This is a genomic window from Trinickia sp. LjRoot230 (assembly GCF_964253315.1).
Taxonomy (GTDB): Bacteria; Pseudomonadota; Gammaproteobacteria; order Burkholderiales; family Burkholderiaceae; genus Trinickia.
On record NZ_CAXUQX020000001.1, the window covers coordinates 2618560 to 2636101 of the forward strand.

Genomic DNA, 17542 nt, shown 5'->3' on the forward strand with positions numbered 1-17542 from the left:
GCAGGCGGGCAATTCGCGTCGCTTGGAACCTTAGAATTTATGGCGTATGCCGATACGCATGCCGATCTGCTTGTCAGTCGAAGAAGGCGTGAAGCCGCTGACGTTAGCCACAGCGGGCTGCCCCAGCGAATCGCGTCCCGTGGCACGCTGGAGCACGGCGAGCGCGTAAAGATCCGTTCGCTTCGAAAGGCTATAGATAGCGCCGAGATCGAGTTGCAGATACTTTGCGCCGCCGTCTCCGTTGACAGAATTGCGCCTCGTGTAGTCGAAGGCAACGCCGGTCAGCAACGAGGGCGTCCATCGATATCGCACGCCCAGTTCAGCGCTCGTGAAGGCTGCGCGGCCTGTGTAGCCGCGCGGATTCGGACCCGAGGAAGAGCCCAGCGAGTCGAACCGCGTGTTCGTCACGACAGCCGACACCGTTGCCGCGCCGAGCGTATAGGACGCGCCGCCGCCAAATATCTCCGTCGTATGGGCGGATGCGTATCCCGCAATCGCCGGTGACGACTCGGGCGTCGTCGCTGATCCGAACGATCCCAAGTTGTTTGCCGACGCCAGGCCCTTGTTCGGCGTGTTGCCGTAGAACGAGACGTTCGGATTGCGCGCGTTCAGATAGCCGATGCCGGTCGCAAACGTGTCACTGCTGTAGCTCGCGCCCACCGACCAGATCTGGTTCTGGCTCTGGTTGCCCGCGACGCCGCCGAAGCTATACAGGGCGCCCGCGCGGAGCCCATGAAAAGTCGGCGTAGTGAACTTGATCGAGTTATTGATCCGATTCGTGTTGCTGAGATTGTCGACGTCGTTCAGGTGCGACGACATGTAGCCGCCCCACGCACCCGAGGCGCCGAATGGCTGTACCGATTCGACCAAGGGATCGTATTGGCGCCCGAGCGTGACAGTGCCGACATTCGTTGACACCAGGCCCACGTATGCCTGCCTGCCGAACTCAGCGCCGCCTTGCGCGAAGGCGCCGCTATTCGTCATAAATCCGTTTTCGAGGACGAAGATGGCGCGGAGACCGCCACCGAGATCCTCTGCGCCCCGCAATCCCCATCGGCTTCCCGAGAGCCCCGTCGTATGCGCATCGGAAATCGCGAACTGTGAACCTCCGCGCGGCGCACCGCCCGTCACCCCCGTTTGTGCGTTGTTCGTGTATGTCAGTCCGATATCGATGATGCCGTAGAGCGTCACGCTGCTCTGGGCGTGCGAGGCGGTGGCCGCGACTGCGAGGCCGCAAGCGGCGAGTTGCTTCTTCATCAAGTGTCTCCGCAATTTCGTTAGGACTGCTTAGGGTTGGCGGCCGATGGCGGTCTGCGACGCACGATGAATTGCAAACCGCTCGGCCGTTTCTCTTGGGAATGCGTATGGTGTGGATGAAGGCCAAGCGCCGACGGCGCGGCCCTCACGACACATCGACGGGGACCAGTGCCGCAGGGGCTATCCGTGCCGCGCGGCGCCGCGCTTGCAGACCGCACAGGTAGATGGCGGCCGCCGCGATGGCCGCCGGGGCGGCAACGATCAGGAACAGCGCCGGCAGGCGGATATTGGCCGCGAGTAATGCGCCGCCGAAGAACGCACCGCATACGGAGCCGAGGCGGCCGATGCCCAGTGCCCAACTGAGGCCGGTTACGCGACTGCCTGTGGGGTAGTAACGCGCGGCGAATGCGTTCGCGCCGATTTGCGAACCGCTAATGCAAAAGCCGATACCGGTTATCGCCAGGCCGAGCGCGGCGCCGTGCGCAAAGCCTGTGAACCCTAGAAAGACGGCGCCGAATGCATAGGCGAAGGCGAGCACCACAGTGGCGGAAAATCTATCCATGAGCCGGCCAATAACCAGTGCGCCAAGGGTGCCGCCGACCTGATAGAGAACGGCGATTCTGGATGCGGCGACCAGAGACAGGCCCGACGCATGAATGAGCATCGGCAGCCAGTTGGTCATCAGGTAGACGATGAGAAGGCTCATGAAGAAGACGCACCACAAGAGCAGCGTTCCGGCACGAAAAGGCTCGGCGAATAGCTGCTTTACGGGTGATCCTGCGGTCTTTACCTCGTGCAGCACGAAGCGTGTGTCCGCTTCAATCGGCAGCGGAGCAATACGATTGAGCAACGCGCGGACTTTTTTCGGATCTGCGCCGCTGACGACCAGGTAGCGGACCGATTCGGGCAGCCATGCCACCATCGCGGCTACGACAGCGAGCGGTGCCACGCCGCCAAAGACGAACACGCCGCGCCACCCGTAGTCAGGAATCAGCTGCGCTGCGGCCATACCACCCAACCCCGAGCCGATCGTAAATCCGCAAAACATGACGGTCGTCAAAAATGCCCGGCGGCGCTCGGGACAGTATTCTGACGTCAGCGCGATAGCGTTCGGCATCGCGGCGCCGAGCCCAAGCCCGGTGGCAAAGCGCAGCGCAACGAGCACCGACACGCTCGGAGCGAAAGCGGTGGCAAGGCTGGCTATGCCGAAGAAGCCGACCGTGATGATCAGCGTCTTTCTACGCCCGATGCGGTCAGCGAGGGGCCCGAGCAGCAACGCGCCGATCATCAAGCCGCCGAGTCCAGCACCGAACAACACGCCGAGAATCTGCGGGCCGACGTGCCAGTCACGCATGAGAACGGGGGCAATGAACCCCACGCACGCCGTATCGAAACCATCCACGGCGACGATGCAAAAGCACAGGAAAAGGATTCGCCATTGAAACAACGAGAACGGGCGCTCGTCGAGCCAGGCTCGGACGTCGATAACGGATACCGGGGATTGCTGCATTGACGTGTCTCCTTTCATGTCGGCCTGTGTGGCCTTCGTTATGGAAGGAAACTAACCGCGTCGCGCGCCCCCGTCGACATAGGAACGTGAATGCGCCGCATTCACCGCATCAATATTGCTGAAGCTTGGGGCACAACGCGGTCTTTTAGATAAGGAGTCCTAACTATATGAACTAACGTAGGAAGCATAGTGATCGAACGCCGGTGTCGCCGCCGGCAGCCGTTTATGCCGCGGCCGTTTCGGCGACCGGCCGCGTGCTTTGCAATGCGCGGCCATCGTCGGCAAACAAATGCACATGCCTGACGTTAAAGCCGGCCGCGATACGCTGGCCTTCCGCCGCCTTCGACTCGCCCGAGCCTTTGAGCTGAACCGTCCGGTCGTCCGGCAAACGCAGATGCAACAGCGTTTCGCCGCCCAGGTGCTCGATGACCATCACCTCGCCGATCAATGCGCCCTCGGCTTCAGCTCCGCCCTCTTCCATCAGGTGCTCCGGACGAATGCCAAGCGTAAGCGTGCCTCCCGCTGTGATCGCGCGCGCATCGAACGGCAACGCAAGCGACGCGCCGCCCGGAAGCTCGACGCTCAGGCTGCGCGCGTCGACGCTCAGCACCGGCACATCGATGAAGTTCATCTTCGGCGAACCGATAAAGCCCGCGACAAAACGGTTACACGGCTGGCGATAGAGTTCGAGCGGCGAGCCGATCTGCTCGACCTTGCCATGATTGAGCACGACGATTCGATCGGCCATCGTCATCGCTTCGGTCTGGTCGTGCGTCACGTAGATCATCGTCGCATTCAACTGCTTGTGCAGTTTGATCAATTCGAGCCGCATCTGCACGCGCAGCGCCGCATCGAGATTCGATAGCGGCTCGTCGAACAGGAACACCTTCGGCTCGCGCACGATGGCGCGACCAATGGCCACACGCTGCCGCTGCCCGCCCGATAACGCGCGCGGGCGCCGCTCGAGCAACTGGCCGATCTGCAGGATATCGGCCGCACGGCGCACACGGCGTTCGATCTCATCATTCGGCAGTTTCAGCATGCGCAGCCCGAACGCGATGTTCTCGTGCACCGACATATGCGGATAAAGCGCATAGGACTGAAACACCATCGCGACGCCGCGCTGTGAAGGCTCGAGGTCGGTCACGTCTTCATCGCCGATCTGTACGCGACCGGAATCGACACGCTCCAGTCCCGCGATGGTGCGTAGCAGCGTTGACTTGCCACAACCCGACGGGCCGACAAAAACGAGGAATTCGTGATCCGCTACGCCGATGTCCACACCCTTGAGTACTTCGGTGCCGGCGAAGGTCTTGCGGATCTGCTGCAAATGTACTGCGCTCATGCATGTCTCCTGCATGTCTGCTGCATGCTGTGATCGGCCGCACCGCGGCATCGCCGCAGTGCATCAAGGACTCCTAATCAATTTCCGCTTGACAAGCAGCGTGGGGCCCAATATACATTTGTAAAACTGAAATTACAAGTGAAACGGAAACCGTGAAAACCCTCTTCCCCAGGGTACGGTCGATCAAAAACAAACCGCTCTACATAGGAGACAGGCAATGAAAAAACGCTTCCTTCAGCCGAAGGCTTTGACGTTGTTGATGGCAACCGCATCGCTCTTCGCCGCGGCTAACACCTACGCATGGACGTTGAAGGAGGCGGCCGCGCCGTACTCGGGTACGACGATCAATGCGATCTTTCTCGACCGTCCCGGCTACAAGGCCGCGGCCAAATTGATTCCGCAGTTCGAAAAAGAAACCGGCATCAAGATCAAGTTCGATACGATCCCGTACGAAAGCACGCGCGAACGCGAGGTGCTGAATTTCGCCAGCGGCGGTGCGCAAGACGTGGTGCTCGTCGACGTGGTGTGGATCGGCGAATTCGCGAGCAACAAGTGGCTCGTGCCGATCAAGAAATTCACGGACGATCCGAAGCTTGCCGATCCGAACCTGAACCTCAAGGGCTTCTTCCCGATTCTGCTCGATTCGTTCGGCACTTGGGACAAGGTGACCTACGGCCTGCCGTTCGATAACTACTCGGGCCTGATGTTCTACAACAAGTGCATGCTCAAAGATGCGGGCTTCAACGAGCCGCCCAAGACTTGGGACGATCTGCTCAAAGTCTATGCGCCGAAGCTGACGAACAAAGAGAAGAATCAATACGCGTTCGCGCTGCAGTCGCGCCGCGGTGAAACGCAGTCCGCCGACAGCTTCATGCGCGTGCTCTGGCCAAACGGCGGCTCGCTGCTCGATGCGAAGTTCAAGTCCAATTTGATGTCGCCACAATCGCAAGCAGGGCTCGAATACAGGCAAGCGTTGATGAAGTACATGCCGCCTGGCATCGTCGATTTCGATCACGCCGAGGCGGTCAACGCGCTCGCGCAAGGGCAAGTTGCGATGATTACCGAATGGTCGGCGTTCTATCCGACGCTGACCGACCCATCGAAGTCGAAGATCGGCAACTGTCTTGCAATTTCAACGGAGCCGCGTGGCTCGGCAGGTCTCAAGCCTGCGCTGGGCGGGTTCTCGCTTGCCGTCAACGCGAAATCGAATGCAAAGAAACAAGCGGCTGCGTGGCTGTTTATTCAATGGATCACGTCCGAGCAAATGGCCAAACCGTATTTGGAAGCGGGCGGCGTGCCCGCTCGTACAGCCGTCTATCAAGACGCCGCCGTGCAGGCCAAATACCCGTTCGTGAAACCGATGGTGGAATCATGGCAAGGCGGCGTGCCCGACTATCGCCCGCGCTTTCCTGAGTGGCCTGCCATCTCCGAGATCATCGCCGAATGGGGCACCAAGATGATGTTGGGCCAAGTGTCGGTCAAGGACGGAGCGAAGACCATCGGCGATAAAACCGAAGCCATCCTGAGCAAGGCGGGCTATTACGACGGCAAGAAGGCTTTGCTCAAGTGAAGCAATCGGAAACTGGAGACGCGCAACGATGAATAGCTCGATGCCACCAGCGGCAGGCGCGAGGCCCGGGCTCGCGCGCGTGACGGCGCGCGCGGGTCTGTTACTGCGCGCGCCCGCATTTTGGTTTTTGTTTCCCGCGATCTTCGCGCTTGCCGTCATTGGCGTTTATCCGTTATTGGTCGCGTTTTACAACTCGTTTCATCAGGTCAAGCTAGCCGATGTCGAATCCGGCACGCCGTTCGTCGGGTTCGACAACTATCTGGCAACGCTTGCCGACCCGTCGTTCTGGCAAGCATTGGGCCGCACCGTGCTGTTTCTTTGCCTCACGCTGCCGATCGAAGTTGCGCTCGGTCTTTTCGCCGCGCTGATGTTGCATCGCACCGGGCTGGCATGGATGCGGGCCGCCGCGCGTGTGAGCCTCGTCATTCCGATGGCGACGACATACGCGGTAGTCGGTCTGATCGGACGCCTCGTGTTCAACCGCCAGTTCGGTGTCGCCAACTATCTGCTTGGCCTTGTCGGCATCGCGCCACTCGACTGGCTCGCCGATCCGACGCTTGCTTACGTCTCCGTGATGATCATGGATGTGTGGCAATGGACACCGTTTTGCGCCCTCATCTTCCTTGCCGGGCTCGCGATGGTGCCGAAGGAGGCCGAGGAAGCGGCGCGGCTCGAAACGCCCAAGTGGATGATGATCCTCTGGCATCTTCAGCGCCCGTACCTGCTGCCTGGCCTCACGGCCATCATGATCCTGCGCTCGGCCGACATGCTGAAGATGTTCGATGCCGTCTTCACGATGACGCGCGGCGGCCCAGGCTCGGCGACGGAATTCATCAGCGTCTATATCCAGCGCATCGGCTTTCGGCTCTTCGATCAGGGCATGGCATCGGCACAGGCCGTCTTGCTGCTGATACTGACAATCGTCTTGTCGCGTCTGTATATCCGTTTCGTTTATCGGGAAGCCGCATGAACACATCGACATCATCGACGACGCTCGCGGCCGGCGGCACAACATTACGTTCGCGCCGCGCCCGCGTCGCACGGCAGCGCGCTACGCTCGCCCATTGCTTAGGTCTGCTAATCGTTTTCGTATCGTCGGTGTTTCCGTTCTACTGGATGGTGACGACGAGCTTGAAGAGCCAAGCCGACGCGCTCGCGTACCCGCCGCGCTGGCTCTTCACCCCCACGCTGTCGCACTACATCGACGCGCTCTTTCAGCACGACGTGGCAGGCAGTCTCGTCAACTCGCTGATCATCGCGAGCAGTACCACGGCGCTCGCCATTTTGCTCGGCACGCCCGCAGCCTATGCGCTTGCGCGCTATGAGTTCCGCGGCAAGGAAGACCTCTGGTTCTGGTTCATCTCGAACCGAATGGTGAGCCCGGTCGTGTTGGCGGTGCCGTTCTTCCTGATCGCAACGAAGCTCGATCTCGTCGATACGCATATCGTGCTGATCCTTCTTTATCTGACGTTCTCGCTGCCGATCGTCGTCTGGATTTGCACCGACCAGTTTCGCAACATCCCCGTTGAGCTCGATGAAGCGGCGCGGCTCGACGGCGCGTCGCCATGGCGCGTCTTCTGGCGAATCAACCTGCCGCTCGCGATGCCCGGCATCGTGGTGTCGGCCATCTTCGCATTCATCTTTTCGTGGAACGATTTGCTCTATGCGCTCGTGCTGACACGGTCTGATGCGATCACCTCGCCCGTTGCGGCCACGAGCTACATGAGCGGCTATGAGTTGCCGTGGGGAGAAATCATGGCGACCGGCACGTTGATCGTGCTGCCGATGGTGGTGTTCGCGCTGCTCGTGTCGGGCCGGCTCGTGCAAGGTCTTACGATGGGAGCCGTCAAGTGAGCGCGAGCAGCACGCCTTCGGTCGAACAAGACGAGTCGATCGATGCCGAAGAGGAGCTGCAAGCACGCGTCGCATGGCACTACTACGTCGGCAACCTGACTCAGCAGGAAATCGCACAGCGCATCGGCAGCAATCGGGTCCGCGTGAACCGGCTGCTCGCGGCAAGCCGCGAGTCCGGGCTCGTTCAGATCACGATCAACAGCCGCATCGCGCCATGCATCGCGCTCGAAGAAGCGCTAACCGCGCGTTTCGGCTTGTCCGAGGCCGTCGTCGTGCCGGCAGGCGTCACGCCCGAGGCAAACATGGCGGCCCTCGGCATCGGCGCCGCTGCGTATTTTTCGAAACAGATCGAGCCCGGCTACACGGTCGGGCTGGGCTGGGGGCGCACGATCCGCGCGGTGCTGCGTGCGTTGCCGCAGCGCTCGTATGGTGCGATCTCCGCAGTTTCGCTGCAAGGCGGCCTTTCACATTGCCCAAGCATCAACACGTTCGACATCGTCTCCGACTTCGCCAACCTCTGTCATGCGGACGGCTACTTGTTCGCCGCACCGATCTACGTCAGCAGCCAGAAAGCACGCGACGTGATCTTGCAAGAGGGGACCGTGCGCGAGACGTATGAGTTGGCCCGCAGCGCCGATCTCGCACTGTTGACCGCCGGCGATTTAACGGAATCGCTCGTCATTACATACGGCATCAACAACCCCGACGATCTGCGCACACTGCGCAAAGCGGGCGCCGTCGGCGACATGCTCGGCCATTTCATGGACGAAGACGGCAAGCTGATCGATCACCCGCTCAATCGCCGTACTGTCGCTGTTGCACTCGACGATCTGCATCAGATCAAGCGCGTCGTGCTTGTCTCGGGTGGAGCGAAGAAATTTTTCGTCACGCGCGCAGCGCTGCGCGGCGGCTATGTTTCCGTGCTCGTGACGGACGAAGACACCGCACGCCGGCTGTGTGACGAGCCTTGAGGACATCGCAATGACAGCGTCGAATACGTTGGCTGGGCACGGCGAATTCGCCGGCAAGACGGTGCTGATCACCGGTGCCGGCAAAGGTATCGGCCACGCGACGGCGCGCGTGATGGCTGCGCGCGGTGCACGTGTGATTGCCGCAAGCCGCACGCAGCGCGATCTCGATATGCTCGCGGAGGAAATCGGCTGTGAGACGTTGTGCGTCGATCTTGCCGATCCGCATGCGACCCGCAAGATGGCAGAGGCTGCTCAGCCGGTCGATCTGCTCGTGAACAACGCAGGCATCGTGCAATTGCAGCCGTTTCTCGACACAACAGTCGAAGCATTCGATACGACGATGGCCGTCAACGTGCGCGCGGCCATGATCGTCGCGCAGGTTTCGGCCCGCAGCATGATCGAGCGCGGCGTGGCGGGCGCGATCGTCAATGTGTCGAGCATCTCCGCTGCAATCGGCTTGCCGCTGCACGCTTCGTATTGTGCGTCGAAGGCCGCGCTGGACGGCTTGACGCGCGTGATGGCCGTCGAGCTCGGCGCGCACGGCATTCGTGCGAACGCGGTCAACCCGGTGGTCACACTCACACCGATGGCAGAAAAAGCGTGGAGCGACCCGTCCAAAGCAAGACCGATGCTCGCACGTATTCCGCTCAATCGATTCGTGCAGCCCGAGGAAGTCGCGCGAACGATCGCCTATTTGTTGGGTGCTGATTCGGCAATGATCACCGGCGCGAGCCTCGCCGTCGACGGCGGGTTTCTTGCCGGATAACCCGATTCACCGCCGATTCGATCAGCGTGACCAAAACATGATGGAAGGGACGACCATGGAAGCACTTGTTCTCGAGGAAGCGGGCCGCATCCGCCTGCGCCCGTTCACGCTGCCGCAAACGCTCGGGGCCCATGACGTGCGCATTCGGATTCATACGGTCGGCATCTGCGGCAGCGACATCCACTACTACCAGCACGGGCGGATTGGCCCATTCGTGGTCAACGAGCCGATGGTGCTCGGGCATGAGGCTTCGGGCACGATCGTCGAAGTCGGCGAAGCGGTGCGGCATCTGCATATCGGCGACCGCGTTGCGATGGAGCCGGGCGTGCCGGATATGCAATCGCGCGCAACGCGCGAGGGTATCTACAACCTCGACCCATCGGTGCGGTTTTGGGCGACGCCGCCCGTGCATGGATGCCTGACGCCCTACGTCGTGCATCCTGCCGCATTCACGCACAAGCTGCCTGATAACGTCAGCTTCGCCGAGGGTGCGATTGTCGAGCCGCTGTCGATTGGGCTGCAGGCCGCGAAAAAAGCCGCGATCAAGCCCGGCGACGTCGCCGTCGTACTGGGCGCCGGCACGATCGGAATGATGTGCGCGCTCGCGGCACTCGCAAGCGGCTGCAGCCGCGCGATCGTTTGCGATCTCGTACCGGAAAAGCTCGCGCTGATCCGCGCGACGACGGGCGTGACCTGCGTCGACATTCGCACCACGCGCGTGCAGGACGTCGTCGCGGAGTTGACCGAAGGCTGGGGGGCGAACATCGTGTTCGAAGCGAGCGGCAGCGAAAAAGCGTTCGAGGGCGCAGTCGACCTGCTCTGCCCCGGCGGCACACTCGTCCTTGTCGGCATGCCGCAAAAAGCGGTGCCGCTCGATGTGGTCGCGCTGCAAATCAAGGAAGCGCGGATCGAATCGGTATTTCGATACGCGAACATGTTCCCGCGCGCGATCCAACTGATTGCCTCGGGGCGCCTCGACGTCAAGCCTTTCATCTCGCGCTCGTTCGCGTTCGCCGAAGGCGTCAAGGCGTTCGAGGAAGCGGCGAGCGGCAAGCCGACCGATGTGAAAGTGCAGATCGTCCTCGAGTAGGTATTCATTCCTGCCTGCCGTCTCGACTTGCTTCGGACTCCTAATCATTTCAGCCCTAACCTAATCAACGTTGCCATCAGCGAGAACACCATGAGCGCACCCAACGAAACCGCTGCGATGACAGCCATCGTCTGTCATGCGCCGCTTGATTATCGCGTCGAACGCGTCGCGCGGCCAAAGGCCGGCCGCAATGAACTCGTCATCCGCATTGCCGCATGCGGTGTATGCGCGAGTGACTGCAAGTGCTATACGGGCGCGAAAATGTTTTGGGGAGGGCCAAGCCCTTGGGTCAAGGCCCCCGTCATTCCCGGGCACGAATTCTTTGGCTATGTGGAGGAACTCGGTGACGGCGCCGCGGAGCATTTTGGTGTGCGCGTAGGCGAACGGGTCATCGCCGAACAAATCGTGCCGTGCGGCAAGTGCCGCTACTGCAAGTCGGGCCAATACTGGATGTGCGAGGTGCATAACATCTTCGGCTTTCAGCGTGAGGTGGCGGACGGCGGCATGGCCGAATACATGCGCATCCCGCCAACCGCCATCGTGCACAAGATTCCCGACGGCATTTCGATCGAGGATGCAGCGATCATCGAGCCGCTTGCCTGCGCGATCCACACCGTGAACCGCGGCGACATTCAACTCGACGATGTGGTCGTCATCGCAGGAGCCGGGCCGCTTGGGTTGATGATGACGCAAGTTGCCCATCTGAAAACGCCGAAAAAACTCGTCGTCATCGATCTTGTCGAAGAGCGCTTGGCACTCGCGCGTGAATACGGCGCCGATGTCACGATCAATCCGAAGCAGGACGATGCGCTCGCCGTCATTCGCTCGCTCACCGATCAATATGGGTGCGATGTTTACATCGAAACGACCGGTTCGCCTTCGGGCGTTACGCAAGGGCTTGATTTGATCCGCAAGCTCGGGCGCTTCGTCGAATTCTCGGTGTTCGGTGCTCAGGCGAGTGTCGATTGGTCGATCATCGGCGATCGTAAGGAACTCGATGTTCGCGGCGCGCATCTCGGGCCGTATTGCTACCCCATCGCCATCGATCTGCTCGCGCGTGGGCTCGTAACGTCGAAAGGCATCGTGACGCATGGCTTCGCACTCGAGGAATGGGAGGAAGCAATCAAAGTAGCCAACTCGCTGGATTCGATTAAAGTACTGATGCGGCCCGGACACGGCGCAACGGCGTAACTCCGTAATGCCGTAGCGCGGGCCGAGTACTTTTTACCGAATTTACACAGAAAGCGGGCCTCGCCATGCATATCGCCATCCTCACTTTTGAAGGCTTTAACGAACTTGACTCGCTGATCGCATTCGGCATCCTCAATCGGATCAAGAAGCCGAACTGGCGCGTGTCGATCGCAAGCCCGATTGAGCGAGTCCGCTCGATGAACGGCCTCGTGCTCGAATCGCAAATATCCCTGCGCGAAGCAAGCGCTGCCGACGCGGTCATCGTGGGCAGCGGCATGCAAACGCGCGAGGTCGTCGCCGACCCGGCGTTGATGGCGCAACTGCAGCTAGACCCGTCGAGGCAGTTGCTGGCGGCTCAATGCTCCGGCACGCTCGTTCTGGCAAAGCTCGGTCTGCTCGATGGCGTGCCGGCATGTACCGATCTGACGACGAAGCCGTGGGTGCAGGAAGCCGGTGTAGAGGTCTTGAATCAGCCGTTTTTTGCCAACGGCAATATCGCCACCGCGGGCGGATGCCTTGCATCACACTATCTTGCGGCGTGGATCATCGCGCGTTTGGAAGGTATCGAGGCGGCCCAAAGCGCACTCCATTACGTCGCGCCGGTAGGCGAAAAAGAGGAATACGTAGCCCGGGCGATGCGAAACATCGCGGCGTTTTTGCCCGATGCGCCGGCACTACAATCGCTTTCGTAAAGGCCGCCGTTTCGTCGCCGCGAGGGTTTTCCGCCAAGGCCCTGCCTGTTCGCGCAAATAGCGCCACAAGCGTTGCGCGACCGGGCCATGCGGTCGATCCTGCCGGCGCGCTGCCACCATGTCCTCGATGCTGCCCGGTAAATAGCGGCCGGCAATCGAGCGCAGCCGGCCGTCACGCAACTCCGTTTCGATCAGAAACGTTGGCAGATGCCCCCAGCCGAGGCCTTGCAAGATGATTTCCTTTTTCATTGATTGATCGGCAACGGTGCACTGGCGTGCACCATCGATCACGAAGTAATCCAGCATAGGGGTATGTCGCGCGGTATCGCGCATCACGCATTGCGTCAGATCCCGTAGTTGCTCGGGCCGAAGCGTTCGCGATACAGGCTCCTCGATGAGGCCCGGTGCGGCGACGGGCACGAATTTCACCTTGCACAAGTCGATCCAGTCGAGGCGCGCGTCTGTTTTGTCGACGCGATGAAATATCAGATCCGCCTCGCCATCCAGCAGCCGTTCGACAGGGCCGCCAACGGTTTCGAAATGCAGATTCAGCCGCGTACCCGGGCAGGTCGCAAAAAAGCGGCTCAGCAGGGCAAGCGTTTGCTCTCGCGGGCAGATATCGCCGATCACCACATCGAGTTCACTCTCCTCGCCCATCGCGAGTTGCGCCGCATGCGCGCGCAGTGCTTCAGACTCCCTCAGCAGCGGCTGCGAACGACGAAGCAACGCACGTCCTTCCGGCGTCAGGCGGACGCGGTACCCGCTGCGGTCGAGCAGGTACAAGCCTAGCTGACGTTCGAGCCGGGCAACGGCGGCAAACACGGCAGGATGGGAGCGATGAAGCTCGGCGGCGGCTGCTTGAAAGCCCCCGGCGCGAACTACCGCGTCGAAGCATTGCAGGTCATGCAGCGTGAAGTCGTTCATTTTTTTGGATGCATTCAAGCACGGCGTTTTTGACATTACAAAGATAGTCCAAACTTTGTAATATCTTTTTAGATCGGTGGCAACTACGATTTTTTCTGCGGCGCTTTGCCGCGTTAATCTGCGAGGCCGAAGATCATGCAAGAACGTTCCTTTCTGATGCTGGGAGATGGCGCACGCGTCGCCTACCGTTTCGACGGCGCGGCACACTTGCCCACGCTCGTGCTGTCCAATTCGATCGGCACGACACTCGAAATGTGGGACGGTGAGGTGCCGGAACTTGCCAAACACTTTCGAGTGCTGCGCTATGACATGCGCGGGCACGGCGCGTCGGATGCGCCGCCCGGCGCTTATTCGATCGCTCGGCTCGGTAGGGACGTTGTCGAGTTGCTCGATGCACTCGGCATCGAGCAAGCGCATTTTCTCGGGCTTTCGCTGGGCGGCTTCGTCGGTCAATGGCTCGGCATTCACGCGCCTGAACACATTGATCGGCTGATTCTGAGCAACACGTCGGCATATCTCGGCCCGGCCAAGGACTTCGACCAGCGTATTCAAGCGGTGCTGCAAGCGACCGATATGTCCGAGACGGCCGAGATGTTTCTGCGCAACTGGTTTCCGGAGGCGATGTTGCGCGACCGCGTGCCGGTGGTCGACACGTTTCGTGCGATGCTGCTTGGGATGGATCGGCAGGGCCTCGCGGGTGCGTATGCTGCCGTGCGCGATGCCGACTTGCGCAGGACCATTGCGCTGATCGAGCGCCCGACGCTTGTCATTGCGGGACGCGACGATACCGTTACGGCAGCGAGCCACAGCGAACAAATTGCCGCGACTATTCCGAATGCGCAGCTCGTGGTACTGCCAACCGTGCATCTATCGAATGTCGAGCTGCCGCGAGAATTCGTCGACGCGGTGGTGGGGTTTTTGCGGGGCTAGCGTACCGCCATCCCTCGCATATAGGAACTCGCAGCCGGCCCTTATAAACTACGGGTTCTCGGACCGCTGGCATGGGTCCGTCGACTCGTAGTGCTGGACGGTTTCCGGACGAGTGAGCAAGTACTGATCGTCTTCCGGGTAATACCGCGCGCGCGAAATATCCTCGCCCGCAAAGGCTTTGATGGAAGCTTCATCTGTCCACCAACTGAGCGTGACGATCTCCGATCGATCGGCGTCCAAATCCCGCACCGCTATCGCCGCCCCCAAATTTCCTTCTGCGCGCCTGTATCCGGCTAGCCCGGTTGCGGTGACGTACTCGACGTAGTCGTGCTTTAAGGCGCGGCGAATTTCCGCGCGCCACTCTCGCATGATTGCCATGTTTCCTCCTTTGGGCAGGTGGTCAGCCGATCGATGGTTTCGCTATCGTAGCGCGTCATGACTTTCCGATGGGCGCATCTAGCCGCGTAAGGCCTTCACGCCGGCGCCCAGGCGCTTGCGTAAATGCGTGCGTAACGTTGCGCCATCTGAGTATCCGACCATTTCGGCGATCCGGTCGACGCTTGTGTCCGTCGTCCGCAATAGATGCACTGCGCGCGCTCCGCATAGATCCCGAAGGTACTCGAGTGACCGATGGTCACGATCGAGAGCGGATGATTCTCATCGCGAGCACGTTCGTTTTACCGGCTAAATGCTCGCGTGCAGCAGTGAGATGATCGTTTGCCCCGGCGTATTGTCGTCCGGTCATTCTCAGCGGGAATCGGAACGTCATGCCGCTACCACCTGTCGACGGACCACAATTCGGTCAACCAGAGTCGGCGATGCCGCCGGCCCTGACAGGTCCTTCAGCCACTGCCGCGGAACCCGCTCATTCCACCACACCCAACACTACGCGCGGGCCGCTCGCAGGGCTCACGCCTCGGGCGACGCGGACGAGTGCACCCGACAAGCATGCCGACGCGAAATCGGCAGGACAGACGACAACGGTCGATTCACGAAGTGGTGTCGCGCCCATCGGCTCGTTTCGTCCACGCACACGCGCACGCCGCAGCGACGAATCGAGCGCCGAAAGTCCCAGCGAGCCGCCTGCGCTCGATAAAACGCCAGGCATATCCGACCTGCCCCCGGGCAACCTGTCGGCGCTCAGAGGTGCAGACGGACGCACGCTCGACTTGACGCATTACTTTGCACTCTCGAACGTCACGCCCCGCGACATCACCAGAGCGACGCTCGACGGCATCACGGCGGTGCGTTTGCCGCCCAACCTGTTGTCGATTCCTCAATGGCTCTCGACATTGCCAAACTTGAAACGTCTCGATGTGCCTGATTTTCGAGGCGTGGTGGCGAAGGTAAGCAATCCGGCGCTCGAGGAACTGCACGTAAGCGGAAAGGCAGTCGCCACAGTGGATGTTCCACACACGGTTCGCGTGTATGGCCGCGGTGCGTACGACTTAAGGGTCTTGTATCGCGATTTGAGCACAGGCCGCGTGATGCGCGAAGGGGCCGGCATCGGCCATCTTTATTTCGCGGGCAGAGTCAACAGCCCAATCAATTATCAAAAGAGGCTGAACGCGAAAGCAAGGTTCGATGGAACCGGCAAGAAGATTGTGTGCCGCCATCTATCGACAGATTGGGTGCACAAGATACAGGCTCATCGGGCTCGGCGCACGACCGAGCGTTTTGCCGACTGGTGGGCACAACAACGTTCGGACGAGGCGAAAATCGAGCAGTCGGTAAGCGTGCACACCGATCAGCGCTTTGACGAAATATTGCGTCATAGCCCTGAGGAGGCGCACGTCGGACTCGAACAGTGGGGCAAGTTTCTTCGCGATGAATTCGATCGTCTGAAAGTCGGGACACGCAAGCAGTGCATGGTGGTCACCAAAACCCACGTGATGGCAATCGAACTGCTGGTGACGCGTGACGCCGTTGGAAAGCGCTATACCGTGACGTTCTATGACCCGAACAACACATTGAACCGGGCACGCATCGTCGAAGACAGTCTCGACGAAATCGAGCGTTGGAGCGCACGTACGTTCCTGACGGATTCCAATGTCTCAGCCTATTTCGGCGCGTCCAGCAGGCGCAAGATCTCGCAGTTTGTGACCGTGCCGGCGGATTTTCACACGCGGCCGATGTCGGAACGCGTGTTCGAACACGAGCCCGCCTCGCGCGTATTGCGCGAGTTCTTATCTGACGCGGAGCTTGCCAGCGCCGACTCGACCAGTCTGTTGTTCGAGTCGGGTCATGTGACGGCAGCAGCGCTCCGCGCAAGACTTGCCGCTTGCCGTACTCGGCAGCAAAAGGCCAGCGTATTGTCGGGCCGGCAAACTGGTGGGTGGCAGGGTCTGCGGTGGGCGGTCCGCTTCAATGATGCGAATGCGATCCGTGCACTCGGCGAAGTGCTCGCCGAAGCGTTTACAGCGGGCGACTTGACCGATACACAGGTTTTCGAAATCGCCGCTGCACGCCGAACGAATGGCGAATCGGCGTTCGCGACGGCGATTTGTTATGCCGACGCGGACGTTGTTCGCGCCTACGGCGAAATGTTCGATCGCCTCTATGCGGTCGGCGCGCTAACCCGTGAGCAGACCGACGACTTGCTTGAGGCACGCACAAAATCCATGGGCTCGGGATTCAGCGGGGCGCTTTTGTACGGCAGGCTCGATGTGTTCCGGTTGCTCGGCGAAATGGTGCTGCGTGCGAGGGCGGCGGGACGACTCACCGCGGAGCAGCTCGCAAAAAAGCTGGCCTCGCCCGACTGTGGGGCATCGCTGGTGCACGCGGCGTTGAGTCTTGAGCCGGATTGGACTGAAGCAGTGGGCAACATCATTGTCGGTGCAGCCGCTGCGGGCGGGCTGACAAACCAACAGGTTCTCGATGTATTTCTCGCGCCGACGGATGAAAGCCAATCGAGTATCGCCGACGAAATCCGTTACGTCGACGCAGCATCGGTCCATCGTTATGACGTGCTGATTGGACGCCTCTGGTCACTCGGCGCACTGACGAACAAGCAGGTGTTCATGCTGATGGAGGGGCCCAGATCTATTGGCAGATCCGCGCTGCATGTGGCGCTGCTCGGCGGCGAAGCCGATGCGGTGGCTGCGCTTTGTCAGATGTTTCGTCACCATCACGCGGCGGGCGCGCTCACGAACGACGAGCTGTTCGCGTTACTTGAGGCGCGTACGGACGATGGCCTCACCGGGCTGCAGGAATTGAAAAACGCGTCCAATCAGAACGATGCCGTCAATGTGTCTGATGTCATCGATGCATTCACCAAAGCAGTGAACGGCGCGCGGGTGCAAAGCCAGTTGACCGATGCGCAGGTGCAGCATCTGCTTGCTGAAGCTTCTTGATGGCGTCAACGTTGTTTATGTGGCTTTGCTTGGCAGGGTTTGCGATCGGGGCTTGCGCGACGGGGCCCCGCAAATGGGCTTGGCGGCTC

15 protein-coding genes are annotated in these 17542 nt (G+C 60.7%); 10 read left to right on the forward strand and 5 right to left on the reverse strand.

Annotated elements, in window-relative coordinates; genetic code table 11:
* Window positions 1–30: 30 nt before the first annotated feature.
* The 3 genes from ACSQ20_RS11930 to ACSQ20_RS11940 form a co-directional block, all read right to left on the reverse strand.
* A complete protein-coding gene (locus tag ACSQ20_RS11930; protein ID WP_436020154.1) occupies window positions 31–1257 on the reverse strand; it encodes a porin in 1227 nt (408 codons plus the stop codon).
* 145 nt (window positions 1258–1402) lie between these two features.
* The gene (locus tag ACSQ20_RS11935; RefSeq protein WP_436020156.1) at window positions 1403–2767 is read right to left on the reverse strand and encodes an MFS transporter; all 1365 of its coding nucleotides are present in this window, start codon (window positions 2765–2767) and stop codon (window positions 1403–1405) included.
* Window positions 2768–2990: 223 nt separating this feature from the next.
* Window positions 2991–4112, reverse strand: a complete 1122-nt coding sequence (locus ACSQ20_RS11940; protein ID WP_436020158.1) for an ABC transporter ATP-binding protein — start codon at window positions 4110–4112, stop codon at window positions 2991–2993.
* A 217-nt stretch (window positions 4113–4329) separates the two neighbouring features.
* Between ACSQ20_RS11940 and ACSQ20_RS11945 the strand changes: the two genes are divergently transcribed.
* The 8 genes from ACSQ20_RS11945 (at window position 4330) to ACSQ20_RS11980 (ending at window position 12246) form a co-directional block, all read left to right on the forward strand.
* The gene (locus tag ACSQ20_RS11945; protein WP_436020160.1) at window positions 4330–5682 is read left to right on the forward strand and encodes an ABC transporter substrate-binding protein; all 1353 of its coding nucleotides are present in this window, start codon (window positions 4330–4332) and stop codon (window positions 5680–5682) included.
* Window positions 5683–5710: 28 nt separating this feature from the next.
* A complete protein-coding gene (locus tag ACSQ20_RS11950; protein WP_436020162.1) occupies window positions 5711–6652 on the forward strand; it encodes a carbohydrate ABC transporter permease in 942 nt (313 codons plus the stop codon).
* Complete coding sequence (locus tag ACSQ20_RS11955; RefSeq protein ID WP_436020164.1) at window positions 6649–7536, forward strand: carbohydrate ABC transporter permease; 888 nt, start codon at window positions 6649–6651, stop codon at window positions 7534–7536. Before ACSQ20_RS11950 ends, ACSQ20_RS11955 begins: the two co-directional genes overlap by 4 nt.
* Window positions 7533–8507: a sugar-binding transcriptional regulator gene (locus ACSQ20_RS11960; protein WP_436020166.1), complete on the forward strand. Its 975-nt coding sequence runs from the start codon at window positions 7533–7535 to the stop codon at window positions 8505–8507. The genes ACSQ20_RS11955 and ACSQ20_RS11960 overlap by 4 nt, the downstream gene beginning before the upstream one ends.
* Before the next feature lie 10 nt (window positions 8508–8517).
* Window positions 8518–9273, forward strand: coding sequence for an SDR family oxidoreductase (locus ACSQ20_RS11965; RefSeq protein WP_436020168.1), 756 nt, complete (start codon window positions 8518–8520; stop codon window positions 9271–9273).
* 55 nt (window positions 9274–9328) lie between these two features.
* A complete protein-coding gene (locus ACSQ20_RS11970) occupies window positions 9329–10363 on the forward strand; it encodes an NAD(P)-dependent alcohol dehydrogenase (protein ID WP_436020170.1) in 1035 nt (344 codons plus the stop codon).
* A gap of 90 nt (window positions 10364–10453) precedes the next feature.
* A complete protein-coding gene (locus ACSQ20_RS11975; RefSeq protein WP_436020172.1) occupies window positions 10454–11554 on the forward strand; it encodes an alcohol dehydrogenase catalytic domain-containing protein in 1101 nt (366 codons plus the stop codon).
* A gap of 65 nt (window positions 11555–11619) precedes the next feature.
* Window positions 11620–12246, forward strand: coding sequence for a DJ-1/PfpI family protein (locus ACSQ20_RS11980; protein WP_436020174.1), 627 nt, complete (start codon window positions 11620–11622; stop codon window positions 12244–12246).
* On the opposite strand, the gene ACSQ20_RS11985 is transcribed toward ACSQ20_RS11980, so the two are convergent.
* The gene (locus ACSQ20_RS11985) at window positions 12229–13170 is read right to left on the reverse strand and encodes a LysR family transcriptional regulator (RefSeq protein WP_436020176.1); all 942 of its coding nucleotides are present in this window, start codon (window positions 13168–13170) and stop codon (window positions 12229–12231) included. The genes ACSQ20_RS11980 and ACSQ20_RS11985 overlap by 18 nt on opposite strands.
* Before the next feature lie 135 nt (window positions 13171–13305).
* Here ACSQ20_RS11985 and ACSQ20_RS11990 point away from each other — a divergent pair, with 135 nt between their 5' ends.
* Window positions 13306–14100 carry an alpha/beta fold hydrolase gene (locus tag ACSQ20_RS11990; protein ID WP_436020178.1) on the forward strand — a complete coding sequence of 265 codons (795 nt, stop codon included), beginning with the start codon at window positions 13306–13308 and terminating at the stop codon, window positions 14098–14100.
* Between the two features lie 48 nt (window positions 14101–14148).
* Here ACSQ20_RS11990 and ACSQ20_RS11995 read toward each other — a convergent pair whose 3' ends face one another.
* Complete coding sequence (locus ACSQ20_RS11995; RefSeq protein WP_436020180.1) at window positions 14149–14478, reverse strand: hypothetical protein; 330 nt, start codon at window positions 14476–14478, stop codon at window positions 14149–14151.
* A gap of 389 nt (window positions 14479–14867) precedes the next feature.
* On the opposite strand from ACSQ20_RS11995, the gene ACSQ20_RS12000 reads away from it, so the two are divergent.
* Window positions 14868–17453, forward strand: coding sequence for a ShET2/EspL2 family type III secretion system effector toxin (locus tag ACSQ20_RS12000; protein WP_436020182.1), 2586 nt, complete (start codon window positions 14868–14870; stop codon window positions 17451–17453).
* Window positions 17454–17542 lie beyond the last annotated feature (89 nt).